The sequence below is a fragment of the Pseudoalteromonas sp. SG45-5 genome (assembly GCF_014164085.1).
GTDB classification, from domain to species: domain Bacteria; phylum Pseudomonadota; class Gammaproteobacteria; order Enterobacterales; family Alteromonadaceae; genus Pseudoalteromonas; species Pseudoalteromonas aliena.
Window position 1 is genome coordinate 60,185 of the sequence record NZ_JACJEM010000015.1, and the last position, 21,868, is coordinate 82,052.

The 21,868-nt window shown below is 39.9% G+C and carries 21 protein-coding genes; 11 read left to right on the forward strand and 10 right to left on the reverse strand.

Features of this window, described 5'->3' with window-relative positions; translation table 11 throughout:
• The 7 genes from H5119_RS06760 to fabR form a co-directional block, all read right to left on the reverse strand.
• Positions 1–594, reverse strand: a complete 594-nt coding sequence (locus tag H5119_RS06760; protein WP_077536395.1) for a hypothetical protein — start codon at positions 592–594, stop codon at positions 1–3.
• A gap of 43 nt (positions 595–637) precedes the next feature.
• Positions 638–1,624: a hypothetical protein gene (locus H5119_RS06765; protein ID WP_182701686.1), complete on the reverse strand. Its 987-nt coding sequence runs from the start codon at positions 1,622–1,624 to the stop codon at positions 638–640.
• A 142-nt stretch (positions 1,625–1,766) separates the two neighbouring features.
• Positions 1,767–2,366, reverse strand: coding sequence for a 3-isopropylmalate dehydratase small subunit (leuD, locus tag H5119_RS06770; RefSeq protein WP_182701687.1), 600 nt, complete (start codon positions 2,364–2,366; stop codon positions 1,767–1,769).
• Positions 2,366–3,766: a 3-isopropylmalate dehydratase large subunit gene (leuC, locus tag H5119_RS06775; protein ID WP_182701688.1), complete on the reverse strand. Its 1,401-nt coding sequence runs from the start codon at positions 3,764–3,766 to the stop codon at positions 2,366–2,368. The genes leuD and leuC overlap by 1 nt, the downstream gene beginning before the upstream one ends.
• A gap of 60 nt (positions 3,767–3,826) precedes the next feature.
• Positions 3,827–4,903 (reverse strand): 3-isopropylmalate dehydrogenase, encoded by a 1,077-nt coding sequence (gene leuB / locus H5119_RS06780; protein ID WP_182701689.1) that lies wholly within the window; start codon positions 4,901–4,903, stop codon positions 3,827–3,829.
• On the reverse strand, positions 4,900–6,453 hold the full coding sequence (leuA, locus tag H5119_RS06785; RefSeq protein ID WP_182701690.1) for a 2-isopropylmalate synthase: 1,554 nt from the start codon (positions 6,451–6,453) through the stop codon (positions 4,900–4,902). Before leuA ends, leuB begins: the two co-directional genes overlap by 4 nt.
• 403 nt (positions 6,454–6,856) lie before the next feature.
• Positions 6,857–7,480: an HTH-type transcriptional repressor FabR gene (fabR, locus tag H5119_RS06790; protein ID WP_138585311.1), complete on the reverse strand. Its 624-nt coding sequence runs from the start codon at positions 7,478–7,480 to the stop codon at positions 6,857–6,859.
• 126 nt (positions 7,481–7,606) lie between these two features.
• Here fabR and H5119_RS06795 point away from each other — a divergent pair, with 126 nt between their 5' ends.
• On the forward strand, positions 7,607–8,740 hold the full coding sequence (locus H5119_RS06795; RefSeq protein ID WP_138585312.1) for a fatty acid desaturase: 1,134 nt from the start codon (positions 7,607–7,609) through the stop codon (positions 8,738–8,740).
• Positions 8,741–8,753: 13 nt separating this feature from the next.
• Complete coding sequence (sthA, locus tag H5119_RS06800; RefSeq protein WP_171037490.1) at positions 8,754–10,184, forward strand: Si-specific NAD(P)(+) transhydrogenase; 1,431 nt, start codon at positions 8,754–8,756, stop codon at positions 10,182–10,184.
• 83 nt (positions 10,185–10,267) lie between these two features.
• Here sthA and hemE read toward each other — a convergent pair whose 3' ends face one another.
• Positions 10,268–11,332: a uroporphyrinogen decarboxylase gene (gene hemE, locus H5119_RS06805; protein WP_182701691.1), complete on the reverse strand. Its 1,065-nt coding sequence runs from the start codon at positions 11,330–11,332 to the stop codon at positions 10,268–10,270.
• Between the two features lie 529 nt (positions 11,333–11,861).
• Between hemE and rsd the strand changes: the two genes are divergently transcribed.
• Positions 11,862–12,332, forward strand: coding sequence for a sigma D regulator (rsd, locus tag H5119_RS06810; RefSeq protein WP_182701692.1), 471 nt, complete (start codon positions 11,862–11,864; stop codon positions 12,330–12,332).
• A 72-nt stretch (positions 12,333–12,404) separates the two neighbouring features.
• Here the strand turns inward: rsd and fkpA are convergent, their stop codons facing one another.
• Entirely contained in the window at positions 12,405–13,157 is a 753-nt protein-coding gene (fkpA, locus tag H5119_RS06815) for an FKBP-type peptidyl-prolyl cis-trans isomerase (RefSeq protein ID WP_077536403.1), read from the reverse strand.
• Positions 13,158–13,367: 210 nt separating this feature from the next.
• Here fkpA and H5119_RS06820 point away from each other — a divergent pair, with 210 nt between their 5' ends.
• Entirely contained in the window at positions 13,368–14,366 is a 999-nt protein-coding gene (locus H5119_RS06820) for a WD40 repeat domain-containing protein (protein ID WP_182701693.1), read from the forward strand.
• Positions 14,353–14,568: a SlyX family protein gene (locus H5119_RS06825; protein ID WP_004335946.1), complete on the forward strand. Its 216-nt coding sequence runs from the start codon at positions 14,353–14,355 to the stop codon at positions 14,566–14,568. Before H5119_RS06820 ends, H5119_RS06825 begins: the two co-directional genes overlap by 14 nt.
• Before the next feature lie 30 nt (positions 14,569–14,598).
• Here the strand turns inward: H5119_RS06825 and H5119_RS06830 are convergent, their stop codons facing one another.
• Entirely contained in the window at positions 14,599–14,802 is a 204-nt protein-coding gene (locus tag H5119_RS06830) for a YheV family putative zinc ribbon protein (RefSeq protein WP_004589620.1), read from the reverse strand.
• 132 nt (positions 14,803–14,934) lie between these two features.
• Between H5119_RS06830 and H5119_RS06835 the strand changes: the two genes are divergently transcribed.
• The 6 genes from H5119_RS06835 (at position 14,935) to H5119_RS06860 (ending at position 21,677) form a co-directional block, all read left to right on the forward strand.
• The gene (locus H5119_RS06835) at positions 14,935–16,857 is read left to right on the forward strand and encodes an ATP-binding cassette domain-containing protein (RefSeq protein ID WP_182701694.1); all 1,923 of its coding nucleotides are present in this window, start codon (positions 14,935–14,937) and stop codon (positions 16,855–16,857) included.
• Entirely contained in the window at positions 16,841–17,263 is a 423-nt protein-coding gene (locus H5119_RS06840) for a TIGR02444 family protein (RefSeq protein WP_182701695.1), read from the forward strand. Before H5119_RS06835 ends, H5119_RS06840 begins: the two co-directional genes overlap by 17 nt.
• A 477-nt stretch (positions 17,264–17,740) precedes the next feature.
• Positions 17,741–18,733, forward strand: coding sequence for a hydrolase (locus H5119_RS06845; RefSeq protein ID WP_077536411.1), 993 nt, complete (start codon positions 17,741–17,743; stop codon positions 18,731–18,733).
• Entirely contained in the window at positions 18,730–18,984 is a 255-nt protein-coding gene (locus H5119_RS06850; protein WP_007378894.1) for a YheU family protein, read from the forward strand. Before H5119_RS06845 ends, H5119_RS06850 begins: the two co-directional genes overlap by 4 nt.
• Before the next feature lie 57 nt (positions 18,985–19,041).
• Positions 19,042–20,238 (forward strand): dipeptidase, encoded by a 1,197-nt coding sequence (locus tag H5119_RS06855; protein WP_182701696.1) that lies wholly within the window; start codon positions 19,042–19,044, stop codon positions 20,236–20,238.
• 524 nt (positions 20,239–20,762) lie between these two features.
• On the forward strand, positions 20,763–21,677 hold the full coding sequence (locus tag H5119_RS06860; protein ID WP_077536412.1) for a hypothetical protein: 915 nt from the start codon (positions 20,763–20,765) through the stop codon (positions 21,675–21,677).
• The last annotated feature ends 191 nt before the right edge of the window (positions 21,678–21,868 follow it).

Below are 21,868 nucleotides of genomic sequence, written 5' to 3' on the forward strand. Positions count from 1 at the left end.
TTATTTTTCGTAGCCCCATGGCGCTACTGGTGGAGTAATTGGTTTAGTTAAATCAAAATCCACCTTAAACTCACGTCCTTGACGAATCAATCGATAAGTAAATACCTCAGGGTAAATATACATCTGCCACGTATTTCCAACCGACTGAGCGATTCCTTGCTTAACAAATAACTCTTTAGAGTACTGATCCGCCGGAAATGACTGCATTTGTGCAAAGCCTGCATCAAGTGTATGACCGCCATACATAGTAGATGCGTCGTCGGTACCATCTTTATGACGATGATCATGCTTTAAGCTCAAGCCACTGCCCGTTTTAGTAATAATCCACGTGCGCGATGCATCATCTCCCACATGAAATGGCACTTGCAGCTCGCTATCAGTGCATTTACGTACATGCATAACTAGTTTTTTATTCTCAAACGAACTTGGCCCTTTTGCATTATCTACTGTTACTTTACCCTCAAACGCCTTACCGCAGTGCGCTGCAATGCTATTAAAAAATGCATCGTGAGTAAGAATAGACACCAAAGGTGCAGGGCGTGCGATAGCTGCTGATGAGGCAAGTAATAGAGTTGCTGCCGTTAATAATTTCATAAAGTACTCTTATAATAGTTTTTTAATACCATAGCGATTTAAATTAGCTATGGGAAATAACTGCGGCAAGTGGTTTTTCAGCCCTGTTTTTCATCAAAGTTAATAGTGAATGATGAAAATCTTGAAATATCACTTCTCCCCATATTCGTGAATAAACACCAAAATTAGTGTTATCTTGCACTGTAGTTGTTAACGTTAAAACTGTATTGCCGCTCTTGTCTTCACTTAACCGATAACCGCCATAAAGTGGTGAAAAATATTCTCCCCCCAGTTTAACGTGTTTATCTAATGCGTTATCAGGAATTAAATCAGGGTTTATTTCAAACTTATAAAGCATTTGCTTGTTTGGCTGCCAATCAGTAATTATCTCTTTAAACACAACACCTTTTTGCCATGTGCTTGTACGAATTGCACCAACACCGCTTGCATTCATATTTGCTTCTAATGGTCTAGGAACGCCTATAAATCGAGTTAACGAGAAGGGAATTTCTTGTGGCTCTATATGACTCACATTCGTAAGTTGCTGCCATACAATATTAATTGGTGCATTAATAGTAATTGAATTTGTTACTTCGTACGTTTTTGATAAATTTAAAAAATTAAGCTCAATCGGCGATAAAGCCAACGGCAGTAGCGTTATCGACAACAATGTGGCATTTGATTTTTGTGAAATTTTTCTGCGGGTAAAACCGGCAAGCACGCCACCTAAGCTCGCAAAAAACATAAATGCAGGTAAGGCCATTGCAACACAAATACTGCCCTCGAGTAGAGTGACAATACTAACTAACAAAAATATAAAAATGGGTTGCCAAGCTTTTACTATCATTTGGCGATAAGTTAAGTTGGGGTTCTCGTTATATTCAAAATGAACGCGAATATAACCAATAGCAACTGGTACTAAAAACATAAACGAAATTGTTACTAGACTACCAAATTTTAACGCGGTACTAAATTCAATAACAATTCGCATTGATATACCATAAAGCACACCTAAAAAAATACCGACTGCCTTTGGTGAAGTTAACTGCATGTTTAGTTACTTACTTTTGCTCAATATTTTGAAAATAGCAGCTCTATAATTGCAGCACAATTAAAATTGTATCTTTTAGCACTTAAATAAAAAGCGCGACCAATATGATCGCGCTCAGAGGGAGAGTTTGGCTTTCAATAAGTTACTGCCAAGAACGCTCAGCTGCTAGTTGCTTTTCAAAGGCATCAATTTGTGGATTTAGCGTTTCGGTTACACCAATAAAATCTAAGCCACTTAACAAACGCTCTTTTACTTCTTTACTAATCTCAAAGTTAATTGACGCAAATTTACTACTTGTTAGTTTTTGATTTTTAAGGTCGATTTCAATGTTAATATCGTCGTGTTGCTCGCTAACTACAAACAATTGCTCAAGCGTGTCGGCAGGTAACGCTATGGCTAACATTTGGTTGTTACCACAGTTATTAAAGAAAATATCTGCAAAGCTTTCAGCTAAAATAACTTCAAAACCATATTGCTTCAGCGCCCATGGCGCGTGCTCACGAGATGAGCCGCAACCAAAATTGTCGCGCGTTAATAATATTTGTGCGCCTTGGTAGCATGGGCGGTTTAAAATAAAGTCAGGGTTTGGCTTGTCGTTATCTAGGTAACGCCAATCATAAAACAAGGCAGCATCAAAACCTTCGCGGCTAGTTGATGTTAGAAACTGCTTAGGAATAATTTGGTCAGTATCTACATTGTTTTTATCAAGTGGAGCCATTAAGCCACTAAAAAATACGCTCATTACGCTTCTCCTCTAATATCAACAAAGTGACCATGTATTGCAGCGGCTGCCGCCATTGCAGGACTAACTAAATGGGTACGCCCGCCACGACCTTGGCGACCTTCAAAGTTACGGTTAGAAGTAGATGCACAGCGTTTTCCTGCACCTAAACGGTCATCGTTCATCGCTAAACACATAGAACAACCTGGTTCGCGCCACTCAAAACCCGCTGCTTTAAAAATATCAGCTAGGCCTTCATCTTCAGCTTGCTTTTTAACAAGGCCAGAGCCCGGTACAATTAACGCTTCAATGCCGGCTACCACATGCTTGCCTTCAACAATTTTTGCCGCTGCGCGTAAATCTTCAATACGGCTATTGGTACATGAGCCAATAAATACCGTGTCTACTTTCGCGCTTGATAATTTATCGCCCGCTTTTAAGTCCATGTATTTAAGTGCGCTGCGAATAGCGTCCGCTTTAATTAAATCAGGTTCTTTATCTGGATCAGGTATGCACTCATCAACACCAATTACTTGCTCTGGGCTTGTGCCCCAGGTAATTTGCGGTTGAATGTCGTCGGCATTTAGCTCAACAACTAAATCAAAGTGTGCGCCTTCATCTGTTTTTAATGTTTGCCAATATTCAACGGCAGCATCAAAATCTGCGCCTTTTGGTGCAAACGGGCGACCTTTTAAGTAATCATAAGTAATTTGGTCAGATGCAATCAAACCCGCTTTTGCACCCATTTCTATGCTCATATTACATAACGTCATACGGGCTTCCATTGAAAGCGCTTCAATGCCTGCACCACAAAACTCTGCTACATAACCTGTGCCACCAGCGGTACCTAACTTGCCAATTACCGCCATAATTAAATCTTTAGCAGTAACCGTTGGACGTAATACACCGTTAATTTGAATTTTTAACGATTTCGCCTTTTTTTGCTGTAGCGTTTGCGTTGCTAATACGTGCTCAACCTCAGACGTACCAATACCATGCGCTAATGCGCCAAACGCACCATGCGTAGAGGTATGGCTATCGCCACATACAATGGTTGTGCCTGGCAAAGTAATACCTTGCTCTGGGCCCATTACGTGCACTATCCCTTGGTTAATTGAGTTTAAATCGTAAAGTACAATACCAAACTCTTTACAGTTTTTATCAAGCGCCATTAATTGGTTTTTAGATACTTCGCTTGCGGCATCAAGTGAGCGGCTTTTAGTCGATACGTTATGATCCATCGTTGCAAAGGTTTTTTCTGGGCAACGTACAGTACGGTTTTTTTCACGTAGACCTGCAAAAGCCTGCGGAGAAGTAACTTCATGCACTAAATGGCGGTCAATATAAAGTAAGTCGGTTTGCTCATTTATGCTGGCAACGGTATGTGCTTGCCAAATTTTGTCGTATAACGTTTGGGCCACTTGCTAATTCCCTAATCTGTTTGAGTTGCAGCATAACGGTGCTGCAACTTTAATATGTTATTAAATGCGTGAAACGATAGCGGCTGCCACATCGCTTGTGCTGTAACCGGCATTTGGATATATATCTGGCGTGCCTACACCTGCTTCTACAGCTTCTGCTACTGCTTTTTCAATGGTGCGCGCAGCTTCGTCTTGCCCTAGCGAGTAACGTAACATTAATGCGGCACTTAAAATTTGTGCTATTGGGTTTGCAACGCCTTTACCTGCAATATCTGGTGCTGAACCGCCTGCTGGCTCATACAACCCAAAACCCGATTGATTCAAGCTTGCCGAAGGTAATAAGCCCATTGAGCCTGTGATCATGGCGCACTCATCTGACAAAATATCGCCAAATAAGTTATCGCAAAGTAATACATCAAATTGGCTAGGCTGCTTAACTAACTGCATAGCGGCGTTATCTACGTAAATGTAATCTAGGCTTACTTCTGGGTAGTCTTTGCTTACTTCGGTGACTACTTCGCGCCATAATACGCTTGATGCTAATACATTGGCTTTATCAACAGAGGTAACATGGTTACTACGTAGTTTTGCAGCTTCAAAAGCAAAGCGTGCAATACGTTCGATTTCTTTTCGTGAGTATGTTTGCGTATCAAATGCAAACTCTTCTTCGCCTTCGCCGCTACGGCCTTTTTCGCCAAAATAAATGCCGCCGGTTAGCTCGCGCACACATAAAATATCAAACCCTTTTTCGCTAATATCAGCGCGAAGTGGTGACGCTGCACTTAATGCAGGTAATAACTGTGCAGGGCGCAGGTTACAAAACAAACCAAAGTGCTTACGAAGCGGCAATAACGATGCGCGCTCAGGCTGCTCATTTGGTGGTAAGTTTTCCCATTTAGGACCGCCTACCGAACCAAATAAAATAGCGTCAGCGTTTTCACATGCAGTAAGTGTACTTTCTGGTAATGCTTTACCAAATTCGTCAATGGCTGCGCCACCAATTGCATAATGTTCACGGTTAAGGGTAAAACCAAACTTATTGCTCACAGCATCCAATACTTGCTCTGCTGCTGCCATTACTTCTGGACCAATACCGTCGCCAGCTAATACTGCAACGCTGTAGTTTGTTTTACTCATCCTGCTTTCCTTTGTTGTTTTAAATCAGACACTTTTTGTGCACGATAAATTAAGTTATAAACACGGATCATGGCGCGTACCGACGCTTCAACCACATCCGCTGCAATGCCCGCACCGTGGTAAGGTCGGCCATCGTATTTAGCTATAATATTTACTTGCCCTAATGAGCTTGCACCTTGGCCTGTCGCTTCTAAGTTATATTCAATCATTTCAACGCTCATACCGGTTAAGCGCTCAATAGCTGCAAACGAAGCTTCAACTGGGCCATTACCTGTCGCGGCTTCTTGTTTAGCTTCGCCATCAATTCGCATTCCAATAGTAGAGCTTGCTACCGATTGTGAGTTAGAGGCTGAGTTAACAAATTCTAATTGGTATTTTTCGTCTTTGTCGTTAATTTGATTAAAGTAAATCATCGCCTCAAGGTCGTAATCGTATACTGTGCCTTTTTGGTCAGCCAATTCGATAAAGCTTTTATATAAGCCATCCATATCGTAATCAGATTTTTGATAGCCTAGCTCTTCTAAGCGATGCTCAATAACATGACGGCCCGAACGCGAAGTCATATTTAATTGGTTGCTTGGCACACCAACACTTTCTGGCGACATAATCTCATAAGTATTTTGCGCTTTTAATACACCGTCTTGGTGAATGCCTGAGCTATGCGCAAAGGCGTTTTCGCCCACAATCGCTTTATTTGGCTGTACTGGCATATTACAAATTTTAGCCACTTGACGAGAGGCGCGGTAAATTTCTTCACTTTTAATATCGGTGTATACTTTTAAGTGGTCATGGCGCATTTTCATGATCATCGCCACTTCTTCAAGCGAGCAGTTACCAGCACGCTCACCAATGCCATTAATAGTACACTCAATTTGGCGAGCACCGGCTTGCACTGCGGCTACTGAATTTGCTACTGCTAGGCCTAAATCGTTATGGCAATGCACACTTAAACGCGCTTTATCAATATTTGGCACGTTGTTCATTAAATGGCGGATCATCGCGGCATATTCGTCTGGCGTTACAAAACCAACGGTGTCTGGCAAGTTAATAGTTGAAGCTCCGGCATTAATTGCCTGCTCAACAATTTTACATAAATCCCAATGCGGCGTACGACCAGCATCTTCACACGAAAATTCAACATCATCAGTATAGTTACGTGCCAATTTAATTGATTTAACGGCCATTGCCGTTGCATCATCTAGGCTCATACGTAATTTATGTTCAAGGTGCAAAGGGCTTGTAGCAATAAAAGTATGGATACGGCTTTGCTGTGCTGCGCGAAGTGCTTCACCACAGGCTTCAATGTCTTTAGCAACTGAGCGTGCTAAACCACAAATAATCGGGCCTTTTACTTCGGTTGCAATACGTTGCACCGAGCGAAAATCAGCAGGGCTCGAAACCGGAAAGCCCACCTCCATCACATCCACATTCAAGCGGCTAATTGTATGTGCTAATTGAATTTTATCATCTTCAGTAAGGCTTGCTTTAAGCGCCTGTTCACCATCACGTAAGGTGGTATCAAAAATCCATACTTTATCTTGCTCTTGCATAACTGCCCCTTATTCCTATGTTACTCAATTTTTAATTGATCCCTGCAGCGAGATAAAAAAAACCCCGCAATTGCGGGGTTTTTAATGTTCAACTCGATGCAAACACACTAATCCCCGCTTACTTGCCATAGCAGTAAGAGGTTAAGTTTTAGTGTAATTAAACGAATATTTTGCATCTTATTTTCTTGTGTGTGTTCAGTGAGGTTTATTTTTAACATTGCAGAGCATTGGGTGCAAGCATAAAAAAACCACAAAATAACTTTTAAGAGGATATTGAAAGGATTAATTATGCAAGTAATTACACTTACTTAGATTGAGCCATCAAAGCAACAATGACTTTCGCTTAATTTACTAAGCACTGAAGGGCTCAGTGCTTAGATTAGTTTTTTGTTATTTTTTTGAACTATATTTCTTTAGTGCCTTCTCTAGCGTAATGCGATGCACCGCGCGTAATGTAACGTAGTTGCCAAATAACCCGCTCAATAAGCTCATCTCGTTGTTGCCCTTCGATATCAAGCGCCTCTGCACCGGCATTAAATACCAGCGTTACCATAGCTTCAGACTGAATATATGCATGCATAGCATTACATTTAGTTTCACTTTCTAAGTAATGAGCAAGCTCTAAAATGAAGTGTTTTACCTCGCGGGCTACAGCGGCTCTAAATGCTTTAGAGGTACCTGAACGCTCTCGCAGGAGTAATCTAAATTGGTTACTTGAGTTATCAATAAACTCCATAAAAGTAACCACTGAGGTGTTTATCACACTACCACCATCATTTGCGATACGCCTACGTGCTTGACGCATAAGTTGGCGCAACGTTAAACCAGCTTCGTCAACCATAGTTAAACCCAGTTCATTCATGTCTTTAAAATGACGATAAAATGAGGTTGGGGCAATACCAGCTTCTCGCGCCACTTCACGTAAACTTAAATTCGAAAAACTATGATCAGCACTTAGCTGATTAAATGCCGCTTGAATTAACGCTTGTCGTGTTTTTTGTTTCTGCTGCGCTCTAACACCCGACATCTACAGCTCCCTGAATTATTTTATATGAATATTTAGTGATATTAGCTCAATTGTACAGTCTAATACTTGACGACAAGAGTTTGAAATACTATTTTAGCTTACAGTTGTACGCTGAGATTGAGAATTATGAATAAACCACCGATTATTTGGACAAACGTCCTGTTTTTTAGCCTGACCTTTTTGGCGGCTGCCGCACTTGTACCTTGGTACGCTATTAGCTACGGGTTTACCAGCGCGCATTGGATTGCCTTTGTAGGCTGCATGTTTTATGCAGGCCTATCTATAACTGCTGGCTACCATCGATTATGGGCACACAAAGCCTATAATGCACATCCAGCCATTGAATTTATTTTTGCACTTGGCGGTGCTTTTGCACTACAAAACAGTGCACTGCACTGGAGTAGCGATCACCGTATACACCACGGTCAAGTTGATGACCCAATAAAAGACCCTTACGCAGCGACCAATGGTTTTTGGTATAGTCACATTGGTTGGATGTTACGTGACTACCAAGGCGATAGCTACGGTGATTACAGTAATTGTCGTGATTTACAACGTAATAAAATCGTTATGTGGCAGCATAAGCATTACTTAAAACTTGTGATTGCCATGAATGTAGGTCTGCCACTTACTCTTGGCTTATTAGTGGGTGATGTATGGGGTATGTTAATTCTTGCCGGTTTACTTCGTTTAGTATTGAGCCAGCACTTTACCTTTTTTATTAATTCGGTTGCACATATTTGGGGCTCTCGCCCATATACCGAAAAAAACACAGCACGTGATAATGGCTTTTTAGCGCTATTTACTTACGGTGAGGGTTATCATAATTTCCACCATATTTTTGCAAGCGATTACCGTAATGGTATTAAATGGTTTCATTACGACCCAACAAAATGGATGATCCGCGCTTTAGCCGCTGTTGGTTTAGCCAATAAATTAAAACGCACACCAGTTGAACGCATCGAAAAAGCCAAAGCCGAAACACTAATGAGTAGAACGCAAACGCGTCTTGCAAAATTGCCTTTAGCGCAAGATAAGCTTACATTGTTACAACAAGAGTACGACTTACTGCTGAAAAAACTGCAAAATTATTGTTCACTACAAAAACAAGTGTTAGAAGTTAAAAAAAATAACATGGCAAAGCAGTGTGAACGCTCAGCATTAATGGCACAATATCATGAGCTAGAAGCCGCCTGGGAAAATCAAAAACAGGCATGGCTAGCACTTAATGCGAGGTTATTAAAAGCCTCTTTTAATTAATTTAGGAGTGGCAGTGGCCAAACAATCAGAACAAAAAAAAGTACCCGTGACATACCAATATGACGCAATCATCATTGGCACGGGTCCTGGCGGTGAAGGTACCGCCATGAACCTTTCAAAAAACGACAAAAAAGTAGCGGTTATTGAACGCCAAGAGTCAGTTGGTGGTGGTTGTGTGCATTGGGGAACCATTCCTTCAAAAGCGCTTCGCCACTCTGTTAGTCGTTATATTGAATACAAAGCTAACCCATTGTTTAATGTTGGCGAACGCCCTAGTCGTCTAACATTCCCTGATATTTTACGTCACGCAAGTTCGGTTATTTCTAAGCAATCCAATTTACGTAGTAGCTTTTACGATCGCAACCGCATTCATATGTTTCAAGGCGATGCGAGCTTTGTTGATAAGCACACCATTGAAATAAAAAGAAATGACGGCTCAACCGAGCGACTGACCGCTAAAACGATTGTTATAGCAACGGGTTCTCGCCCTTATCGCCCACCTGAAGTCGATTTTACGCATTCTCGTATTTATGAAAGCGATACAATACTTGGCCTTGAGCACGACCCCCATCGCGTACTTATCTACGGCGCAGGTGTTATTGGCTGTGAGTATGCTTCTATATTTAAAGGTTTAGGCGCAAAAGTTGATTTAGTTAATACCCGCGATCGACTACTTGCTTTTATGGATGCTGAAATCTCTGATGCGCTTAGCTACCACTTTTGGAATAGCGGTATTGTTATTCGTCATAACGAAGAGTTTGACCGAATTGAGACGCGTGACGACTGCGTTATTATGCATTTAAAATCAGGCAAACGCGTAAAAGCTGACTGTATTTTATTTGCAAATGGCCGCACAGGTAATACCGATACATTAAATCTTGAAGCCATTGGCTTAAAAGCCGACAGTCGTGGCCAATTAAAAGTTAACGAAACATATCAAACGGATATTGAAAACGTATACGCTGTAGGTGATGTAATTGGTTACCCAAGCCTTGCAAGTGCTGCGTTTGATCAAGGCCGTATAGCTGCTGATGCAATTGCCTGTGGTAACTGCGAAGACAGGCTGATTGTTGATATTCCGGCCGGTATTTATACCATTCCAGAAATGAGTTCTGTAGGTAAAACAGAGCAAGAACTTACAGCCGCTAAAGTACCGTATGAAGTTGGCCGTGCTCAGTTTAAGCATTTGGCTCGTGCGCAAATTGCGGGTACTGAAGTAGGTAGCTTAAAAATATTATTCCATACTGAAACCAAAGAAGTACTTGGCGTTCACTGCTTTGGCGAACGCGCGTCTGAAATTGTGCACATTGGCCAAGCTATTATGGAACAAAAAAATGGTGGCAATAATATCGACTACTTTGTAAATACCACATTTAATTACCCAACCATGGCTGAAGCCTACCGTGTTGCCGCATTAAATGGTTTAAATCGCTTATTTAAATAAGCGATTTAAAAGCCTTTATAAATAGATAACAAAAAGCCCGCTAATTAGCGGGCTTTTTACTTTTAAACTTTATTAAGCGATCATTACTTATGGTATTTAGCACTTAGCTCATGTACTGCATTGATGAATACACCGGCATTTTCAGGGTCTACATCTGGTGTAATACCGTGGCCTAAGTTAAACACATGACCGTTGCCTGTACCAAAGTCTTCTAAAATAGTGCCTACTTCTTGGCGAATACGCTCTGGTGTACCGTGTAACATAGACGGATCCATATTACCTTGTAGCGCTACTTTATCACCAACGCGGCGCTTAGCGTCGCTAATATTAATAGTCCAATCAAGACCAATTGCATCACAACCTGTTGCTGCAATTGCTTCAATCCATTGACCACCATTTTTAGTGAACAAAGTAACCGGTACTTTACGACCATCGTATTCACGAATTAAGCCATCAACGATTTTATGCATGTATTGCAGTGAAAATTCGTTGTAATCATGTGGGCTTAATACCCCGCCCCACGAGTCAAATACCATGAGTGATTGCGCGCCAGCTTTGATCTGCGCATTTAAGTAATCAATGACTGAATCAGCTAACTTATCGAGTAATAAATGAAGTGTTTGCGGCTCTGCAAACGCCATTTTCTTAATTTTACCAAACACTTTACTACTCCCACCTTCAACCATGTAAGTTGCTAGCGTCCAAGGAGAGCCAGAAAAACCAATGAGTGGTACTTCACCTTTAAGTTCACGACGAATAGTGCTTACTGCGTTCATTACGTAGCCAAGCTCGTCTGTAGGATCTAACTTTGGAATTTTTTTAACATCAGCAAGTGATGAAATAGGGCGTTCAAACTTAGGGCCTTCACCCGTTTCAAAGTACAGACCTAAACCCATAGCGTCTGGAATCGTTAAAATGTCACTAAATAAAATAGCAGCATCTAACGGATAACGACGCAGTGGCTGTAATGTTACTTCACACGCAAGCTCAGCATTTCGACACAGGCTCATAAAATCGCCCGCTTGTGCACGTGTAGCACGGTATTCAGGTAAATAGCGTCCTGCTTGGCGCATCATCCATACCGGAGTTACATCTACTGGCTGTTTAGCTAGTGCACGTAAATAACGGTCGTTCTTTAATTCGCTCATGGCGTAAATAATCCTAAGGCTTGTATAAATTATGCGAGATTGTACCACCATATTCACCGCCCCTCTATTGCTTAGAGACGAAAACAACCTTACCTTAAGGTAGATCAATATTATTTAAGCTTTCATTTTCTTTTGGCTATAAAACATACAGCTGAAAATAACATTTAAAACTTTTAATTAATATGTTTGCAACATAGTAAAAACCTTGTTATTGTTTGTCCCGCGTTAACAAAAACAACAATAAAAATCTTAGAATAATAAAAATAAAAGTCATTAAAATAATAACAATAAAAATTATCTCATAAAAATAAGAAAGCTTGTTACAACAAGTCATTGAAAGAAATTAGACCACCCTAACCGGTGGTTTTTTCTTGCCCGCAATAAATTTTTAGTCTTATATCTTAAATAAACAACACCGCTTTTAGAACATCTATTTTACTTGTTGATATACACGCAAATTAAATATATCTTGATGTATATAAACTTATTATATTCCAATTGAAAGACCAACCCAGCTAGGAGAATAGTTATGCTGACGCGTGTAGAAAAAGCTCAACAAAAATGGGGTGGCAGCCACACTGTAATCGACAAGTGGTTAAACGAACGCCAAGAGCTCATTGTGCTTTTTTGTAAAATGGCTGGTTTTTCACCGTACGATAAAAAAGATCATGCTTTGCCTGAACCTGCGCAGATTGAATCATTTTGCCAAATTTTGATGGATTATTTATCTGCAGGTCATTTTGAGATTTATGATGATATTGCTAAAGCATGTGAGAAAAAAGGCGTACAAAGCCAAGCCTTGGCTAACGATATTTATCCACGCATTTCAAACACTACTGATGTGGCACTTGATTTTAACGATAAATATGCCGAAGTGAACAAAGACGATTTACTGAAAGATTTTGATAATGACTTATCTGTAATTGGTGAAACACTAGAAGCACGCTTTGCACTAGAAGATGAACTGATTGATAATTTATTTTCCAATCACACAGATTAATTACTTATATTTAGTACATTAAAAAAGGGACCTAAGGTCCCTTTTTACATTTAAACTATAAGCGTTAGTTTATTATTGTGCTGCGCTAGCATCCGCATCGTTTTGAATCTCTAGCAATTCAACTTCAAATACAAGCGTTGAGTTAGCAGGGATTTTACCTAAATCACGATCGCCGTAAGCAAGTTCAGAAGGAATAGTGAACTTGTACTTAGAGCCAACAGACATAAGTTGTAAGCCTTCAGTCCAACCTGCAATTACGCGGTTAAGAGGGAAAGTCGTCGGTTCGTTACGTGAATATGAGCTATCAAACTCAGTGCCATCTAACAAAGTACCTTTGTAATGTACTTTAACTACATCAGTCGCTACTGGCTTTTCGCCATCGCCTTGTGTAATTACTTCGTACTGTAAGCCAGATTCAGTAACTGAAACACCTTCTTTTTTAGCATTATCAGCTAGGTATTTCACACCGGCTTCTTTACTTTTTTCAGACTCAACTTTTGCTTTTTCTTCTTGCTTAGTACGCACTGATTCATCTAATGCAGTTAACACTTCACGAATTTTTTCTTCGTCAATTTTTGCATTACCAGCTAGTGCATCTTCAAAACCACGAATTAACAGTGCTTGGTCTAGCTTAATACCAATTTCAGTTTTGTCTGCTAGGTCTTTATTTAAAAAGTTACCTACAGATGCACCAATACCGTATGCTTGTTGCTGCTCTACAGTGTCTAGTTTAACTTCTGCTTGCTCTTTTTTTGCTTCTTGATTACAAGCTGTAAGCGCTAAAACTGACGCTGCAATCAATGACAATCTAATCGTCTTTTTCATTTTAAATCTCCGACACACTTTGCAGTTGTCATTTATTGTATTATTACTAGTTAAAGATTAACGGCCTACATGGTAGGCTGTTTGTGTAATGACTAAATTTTTGTTAGCTAAACTAAACGCATATTCAGTGCTTAGACAAACAACCTAGGCATTCAACGCATCCTAGTCTAACCTCTCAGTCAACAAGAGTTAAGAGGAAATACCTGTAACATGTCGATATTTCGTACTTTTTTAATCATATTTAGCTGTTTTTTAGCCATTGCCTGTAGTGATAAAAAACAACACGCTATTGCAAGCTACGAACATGCAGCAAAAGGTGCATTTTCGTCAACATTATCAAACGACGGTAAATACAGCTTAATCTCCTCAATCAATCATGGGGTCGCCCTGTGGGATAATCAACAAAACGCTCTCAAATACCAATGGTTTCAGCAGCAAGCTGAAGATAGCTTAGTGTATGCTGTTGCAATTGCCTTTGATAACAGCGTTGCTGTTACCGCAGAAAAAACCACGTTTGCCGTTTGGGATATAACCACAGGCAAAAATAAAGGCTATTACAAAATCCAAAAGGCCAGCATTCGCGATATTGCTATTAGCAATCAAGGCCGAAGCGTATTGTATGGTCGAAGCGACGGCGTAGTGGTATTTATAAATCTTGAAACCGGCAGACGCATCGAGTTTTTAGGCCACCAAGATAAAGTTAACACTGTCGATTTATCGCCGAATGGGCGCTTTGCTTTAAGTGGGTCTAACGATTATGTTGCTTACTTTTGGAATACGCTTACTGGCCAAGTAATTCACCGCTTTAATCACCCAACGCGTGTCACCCAAGTAACCCTAGATCCACAAGGTCGCTATGCGTTTACGGCCGATAGTATGGCACAAGCAAATGTATGGAAGCTGACTACAGGTGATCTTGTGAGTAAACTGAAGTATATTGCGCGTCAGAAAATTTTTACTGCGGTGCGTTTTAACGAACAAGGCACTTTGCTGGCAACCGGCTCTCCTAATAAGCGAGTTGATTTGTGGCAAATACCAAGCGGTGAAAAAATTCAAACTTGGCAGGTCACCCCGCGCGAAGGCAGTAAGCCGAAATCGGCAGTGGTGCTAGATGTGACATTTACAGATAACGGTAAGTCGTTGTTAACCGAAAGCTCCAGCGGTATCGCAGAGCGATTTATTATACGAGAGAATAATGAACACAATTGAACATCGCTTAATGGAACTTGAAGCCAAAGTGGCTTTTCAAGACGAAACGATTGAAGTCTTAAATGATGAAATAAAAGTGCACCAGCAACTTTTAGCAAAAATGAAACGCCAAACAGAGCTGCTAGCAGAAAAAATTAAAGAGTCGCAGTCATCGTCATCTATGATGTCGGAAGTACCTGAGCCACCGCCACCGCATTACTAAAGCTAGTAAAAATAGGCGATAAAAACCGGGTTAATCACCCGGTTTAAACACACCAATAACTTGTTCAAATTGGCGGGTAGATGCCTGAACAGCGTTATCTGGCTGCGCCATTTTATGGCCACACTCAACACACTCTACTTTTTCAACATCATGTTCTCTGTAAAGCATCATAGTATCCATAGCTTTACACTCAGGGCACGATGCACCAGCAATAAATCGCTTTTTTTGTCTCACAACATTTTTCCTGTGGTTAGAACTGCCGCTATTTTATCGTATAACTTCACTTGTTGATACGCTTGATAAGCGCATTAAGTTCTATGGTATGATAACGCCAACTTAACAAGGGCACAGTAAAGTAACGCATTCATGATCCAAATATCAGAAATAGAACTACTTCGTGGCGGAAAAGCCTTATTAAAAAACGCATCAGCTACGTTATTCCCGGAGCATAAAGTTGGGTTAGTAGGCGCTAACGGCTGCGGAAAATCAACCTTATTTGGCCTATTGAAATCAGAATTACAACTCGATGCTGGTAATTGCAGCATTCCAAAAGATTGGTCTATTGCCTCAGTAAAGCAAGAAACTCCAGCCCTTGAAATAAGCGCAATTGATTATGTACTGCAAGGCCATCCAGAATACTATGCAATGCGTATAGCACTGCGTGAGGCCGAGCAAAACAACGATGGCGATACACAAGCCAAAGTACATATTCAACTCGAGAACATTAAAGGCTATAGCATTGAATCAACAGCTGGTGAACTATTACATGGCTTAGGCTTTGCGAATAACCAAATAGAAAACTCTGTAAGCTCGTTTTCAGGTGGTTGGCGTATGCGCTTAAATCTTGCCCAAGCATTAATACGCGATGCCGATTTACTATTGCTCGATGAGCCAACAAACCACCTTGATTTAGATGCTGTATATTGGCTTGAACGCTTTTTACGTGCTTACACAGGTACGTTGGTACTTATATCACATGACCGTGAGTTTTTAGATGCCGTCGTTGATCAAATTTGGCATGTAGATAAGCAACTTATCAATGTGTACAAGGGTAATTACTCGCAGTTTGAGCGCCAAAAAGCAGAGCGTTTACTGCAACAACAAGCCATGTTTGATAAGCAACAAGAGCAAATTGCTCACTTAGAGCAATTTATAACTCGCTTTAAAGCAAAAGCCAGTAAAGCTAAACAAGCACAAAGCCGTGTGAAAGCGCTTGAGCGCATGGAAAAATTAGCACCGGCACATGCCGACTCACCTTTTAATTTTGAGTTTGCAGACCCAGCCGCATTACCAAACCCACTAATGACGATAGATAAAGCCAAAGCGGGTTATGGTGATGTTACCATTTTAAATAATATAGAACTAAACCTAGTGCCAGGTAGCCGAATTGCATTACTTGGTAGAAATGGCGCGGGTAAATCAACACTGATTAAACTGCTGTCTGGTGATTTAGCGCCGCAAGCTGGCGAAGTCATTCAGCATCACGGATTAAATATTGGTTACTTTGCGCAGCATCAGCTTGAATCTCTTGATTTAAAAGCCAGCGCAATAACACATATACAACGACTAAACCCAAAAGCGACCGAGCAATCACTACGTGACTTTTTAGGTGGTTTTGCCTTTATTGGCGATAAAGCCTTAGAACCTGTAGCGCCTTTTTCGGGTGGCGAAAAAGCACGCTTAGTACTTGCTATGCTGGTATATCAAAAACCAAATTTACTATTACTCGATGAGCCAACTAACCACCTTGATTTAGAAATGCGCCATGCACTTGTTATGGCTCTGCAAGGGTTTGAAGGCGCAATGGTTACCGTATCGCACGATCGCCATATGCTTAAAAACACCGCCGATGAATTTTACCTAGTAGATGACGGTAAGGTAACCCAATTTGGTTATGACTTAGATGCGTATTATCAATGGCTGCTTAATGCCAATAAAGAGGCAACCAAGACTGAGCAATCTGATGAAGTAAAAGCTAATTCTGGCATTAATCGTAAAGAACAAAAGCGCCTAGAAGCCGAGTTTAGAAAAGCAATTCAACCACTTAAAAAGCAAATTGAAAAGCTTGAAAAGCAGTTAGATAAATACTCAGCAGAGCTTAACGAAGTAGAAGCCGCACTAGGTGATAACGAACTCTACAACGACGATAACAAAGCCAAGCTAAAAGAATTATTGGCCAAGCAAGCAACGCTTACACCTAAGCTTAACGACGTTGAAGAAGAGCTACTGATGGCACTTGAAGAAATGGAAGAAAAAGAACAGGCCTTCGCCGATGAACTTGCTCAATAGCGACCATTTTTGGCAATTTGCGTGCACCTTGTACGCAAAGCCGGGGCAACAAACAACCTTGCTGGCACTACAAAACCAGCAAGGAAAAAACGTCAATTTATGCTTATTACTGCTTTATTTAGATTCATTAAAGTTAAGTATTAATGCCCAACAGTTAAACGAGTTAACACAAGTAGTGAGTGAGTTTGATACTCAGGTATTACAACCTCTGCGCACTGCACGTAGCTATTTAAAAATTAATCAGAATACGTTAAGTGATTACGCCACAATACGCGCCGAGTTACTAAGCGCTGAGCTGAAACTTGAAAAACAACAGCAGCATATGTTGATTGAAGCGGTGAATGGGTTTGAATTCGTAGCAGATCCAGAGCCGAATAATATTGAGCTGTATGTGAAAGCCACTTAGGCTGCTCGTTTTTATACGCCCTTTCACTGCTCATTCTCTTTTCTTTGTGCAAAAACTCTCTTTGCTCTCAGTAATAATAAACTTATTAGCCCTCAAAGCATGATCTAAATCAACTTTACTTCGCTCCCACATCCGCTTAATAAAATAACTTGATCTCGATCACGTTACACCATACAAACAGCGCTTATGATTAACCCATCAACAACGAGGGGAACAACTCATGAACGTATTCTTTAGAGACTTTTTTACAGATCCAGTTTTATTTTTGTCTTTTGGATTTTTAGCTATTGTTGTTTCTCTTTGTATCTTTTTCGCTTTTTTCTTTCTTAAAAAGATAAATGACGCAGAAATTCCTGACCAAAATTAAGCACGACGCACAAAGCGCCTAATCTATTACTGATTAGGCGCTTTTTATTTTTAACCGCTAAAAATTTGATACACTAGCGCTTCGTTTATTGTTAAGTGTGTAGTACCAATATGATCCATAAGTTCAAACCAGCATGGTGGATGACTAATCGTCACGTTCAAACCATAATGCCGCGTTTTTTCCGCCCTTTTCAACATACACGCTACGAACTTGAACAACTTGATACACCCGATGGTGATTTTATTGAACTCGCTTGGTCACTTCCACACAACGAGACAGCGCCACTTGCCATTGTACTTCATGGCCTTGAAGGCAACATAAATAGCTTTTATGCCAAGGGCATGATGAAAGCGTTAAAAAAACAAGGTTATGCAGTAGTGCTGATGCACTTTAGAAATTGCTCAACCGAAGTTAATCGCTTGCCTCGCGCATATCACAGTGGCGACACCGCCGATTTAGCTTTTTTCATTAATCACCTAAAACAGCAATACCCAAATAGACTAATGGTTGCTGTGGGGTTTTCACTTGGTGGTAATGTACTTGCTAAGTATTTGGGTGAACAAGCATTGGCATGCCCACTCAATGCTGCTGCAGTAATATCGGCTCCTTATGATTTATCTTCATCGAGTGATGTAATTCGCAAAAGCTTAGGTAAAATTTATCAAAAATATCTGCTCGATCGTATGAAAAAATCGATGCAGCGTAAACTGCCACAAATTAAGCAGCAGATTTCGTTAACCCCTAAACAGTTAATGAAAATCGATGACTTATTAGAATTTGACAATCAACTAACGGCTCCTTTACACGGTTTTGAAAACGCACACGATTATTATCGCCAAGCCAGTGCAATGCCATATTTAAAGCATATTGCAGTTCCAACATTAATTATTCATGCCAAAGACGATCCTATGCTGTCAATTAAAGCCGTGCCAAGTAGGCAAGATGTGAGTGAGCATGTTACGCTGCGCATCTCTGAAAAAGGCGGACACGTTGGTTTTATTAGTGGTAAAAACCCATTTAAGCCAATATTTTGGTTAGAGAAAGCCGTACCCAACTATTTTGGGCAACATGTTCTAAATAAAGTAAATAATGAGCAATTATGATCATCCCTTTTGAGCAACTCGATAAAGATACTCTTTACAACTTAATAGAAAGCTATGTACTGCGCGAAGGCACTGATTATGGCGAAGTAGAAGCAAGTATTGAATCTAAAGTAAACCAAGTTAAGCTACAGCTTAAAAATGGCGAGGCTATGGTGTTTTTCTCTGAATTACATGAGTCTGTAACCATTATTTCGAAGGGCGAATTTAAAGCGTTGCAAAGTGAAGAGCACCAAGCACAGTCATTTGATTAGCACTTGTAACTTTGGAACTGAACGTACACAATGGCCTTTTACCCTAAGAGCCAAAACATGATAAAACTCAGCACTCTAGTGGTAGCCGTATCACTAGTTTTAACACCCCAAGCCTTTGCAGTGCAAGCTATTAGCGCATCAGACAAAGCAGTTAAACTCACGCAAGAAACCATATTAATTGACACCCATATTGACGTCCCTTATCGAATATACAATAAATGGGATGATGTGACTAAAGCAACTGACGGAGGTGATTTTGATTATCCTCGCGCAGTAAAAGGCGGTTTAAACGCCCCGTTTATGTCGATTTATATTCCTGCACATTTAGAATTTGAAGGTAAAGGTAAAAGCTATCAGTTGGCCAATCAACTCATTGATGGCATGGAAGCTATTGCTCAGCGTGCACCCGATAAGTTTGCAATTGCCAGTTCGACTACGGATATTGAAGCGCAATTTGAACAAGGTAAGCTATCTATTGCGATGGGAATGGAAAATGGCTCGCCTATTGAAGGTGATTTAAAAAATCTACAACACTTTTTTGACCGTGGTGTGCGCTACATTACTCTTGCTCATTCACAAAGCAACCATATTTCTGACTCATCCTACGATATACGTCGAAAGTGGAAAGGCCTAAGCCCATTTGGCAAAGAGCTAGTCACTGAAATGAATAATATTGGTATGTTAATCGATGTCTCGCATATTTCGGACGATGCGTTTTATCAAGTTATGAAGCTCTCTAAAACCCCAGTGATTGCATCGCATTCATCGCTACGCAAGTATACTCCAGGCTTTGAGCGTAATATGAATGACGATATGTTATTAGCGCTGAAAGAAAATGGCGGCGTTATTCAAATCAACTTTGGCTCAAGCTTTGTTACTGCTAAAGCAGGCATGTGGGGCAAACAGTTAAAAAGTAAAAAAGAGCTGGTAAAAAAAGAAGGCACTAAATTAAGTCAAGATTTTGATGCTGCGTATCGCGCTAAAAACCCTTATCCTTTTGCTAGCCTTGCGCAAGTACTTGACCATATTGATCACGTAGTTGAGCTAATTGGTATCGATTATGTAGGTATTGGTTCTGATTATGACGGTGTTGGCGATTCATTACCTATTGGCTTAAAAGATGTCTCTAGCTATCCAAACCTAGTTCAAGGGTTAATGGATAGAGGGTACAGCGATAAAGACATTAAAAAGATATTGAGCGGAAATACGTTAAGAGTATGGAAAAAAGCAGAAGAGTATGCAAAAAATAATTAAAATTGCCTAAAGTAAATCTGATATTAGACTCTAAAAAATAGAGTCTTTTTTACTGTTATACCAATTGCATTAAATTAATGATCTATTATAGCGACAAGAAAATAGCTCAATAACAAGGCTAAAATTATGATACATACTGTTCTATATAAATAATTTTTAACGTAGTTAGTGAGTTATTTAATACGCTAAAGTGATCATGTTTTTAATAAAATTGGAATTATACCAATTTACTAATTAAGCGGTCTATTTTGAGGTAAGGGTTTCGTTATTTAGTTGCTCTCGGCAATTACCACTGCATGGTTCTACATCCATGCAGTCGTTTATCGAGGTTTTTAACGCAGTTAGCAGTTAGCACCCAGCTTAGCTCCTCAAATTGATTACGTATTCTTGTGGATTAGTATTCGTTAACCTGAACTACATTTGAAAAATTACTTTGTTGAGCATCAGTATTGCTTACATCTTTTAACAGACATTAACCTTTAAAAACGATAAATTTAGACCCTCATTGATAAAGAGTACCTTAAATGCCAATTAATAAAGAATCTATCGCTATAACCTTATCTATTGCCGCTGTTACTATTGCCAGCTATGGTGCATTTTTTACAACAGCACCTTCAACATCTCATCTTCAATCGCAAAATATGCATGACTCACGCTCTAGTAATGAAATTGATCGTTCTAATACATCAGTCAGCAATAACCCTTTATTAAAAGACTTACAAACACAGGTTACTGCTTTAAAACTAGAGCTGACAAATTTGAAGCTAAGTAATATCGGCCCTAATGAGAATGTGTCATCTCCCGACATTAAAGAGCTGGTGCTCGCCGTTATTGAAGAAAAAGAACAAAAAGAAATTGAAGAACTACGAGATAAAAATCCATTATATGGCTTTTATGCTGATTTACCTGAAGATTACGACTTACGTATTAAATCAGATCCTGCATTCACAAAAAGTGTAAATGAAGAATTGCGAAGCAAAATATTAAGTACACATTATACTGATTTAGAACGCTTGGGAGCATTGAGCCAGTTACAGATGAATATGTTCATTTTGAATAAATCGCAAATGCCCGAATACGACTATGAGGCCGTGGGCAGCATTTTAGATTTAGCTACTGTAAGCAACGATGAGAAGTTTAAAATACAAGCGATAGAAATCACAACACAGGCCCCTGTAAGTGATTACCGTTTAGTAGAGCGCTTTTCAACAATACTCAAGCAAGATAATAACGATTACGTTCGTACTCTTGCTAGCCAAGGCTTGATAAATCAATACTACCAAGCAAAAGGCACAAAAAATGGGGATATTCAGCAAGTAGCTGAGCAAATTTTATCCCTATATCAAAATACCTCTGACGAAAAAGTGAAATCACTTTTACATGAAATGGTGGGTGACGAAGTAATGCTAGAAGAATTACGTAAACATTCGCAGGGCTGAGCCTAAAAGGATTAATAAGCAACCTAAGCTCAAGCTAAGTAATACCAAACTGCATAAATCTTTGAACAATTTAACGAATTAAATTGCACTATAACGTCGTTAAAAATTTTTTATTTAGAACAACTAGATACAAAAATTTTTGCCTAGTTCTAGCGTAATTTTCTTAACGTTAAATAGACCCCATATATAAG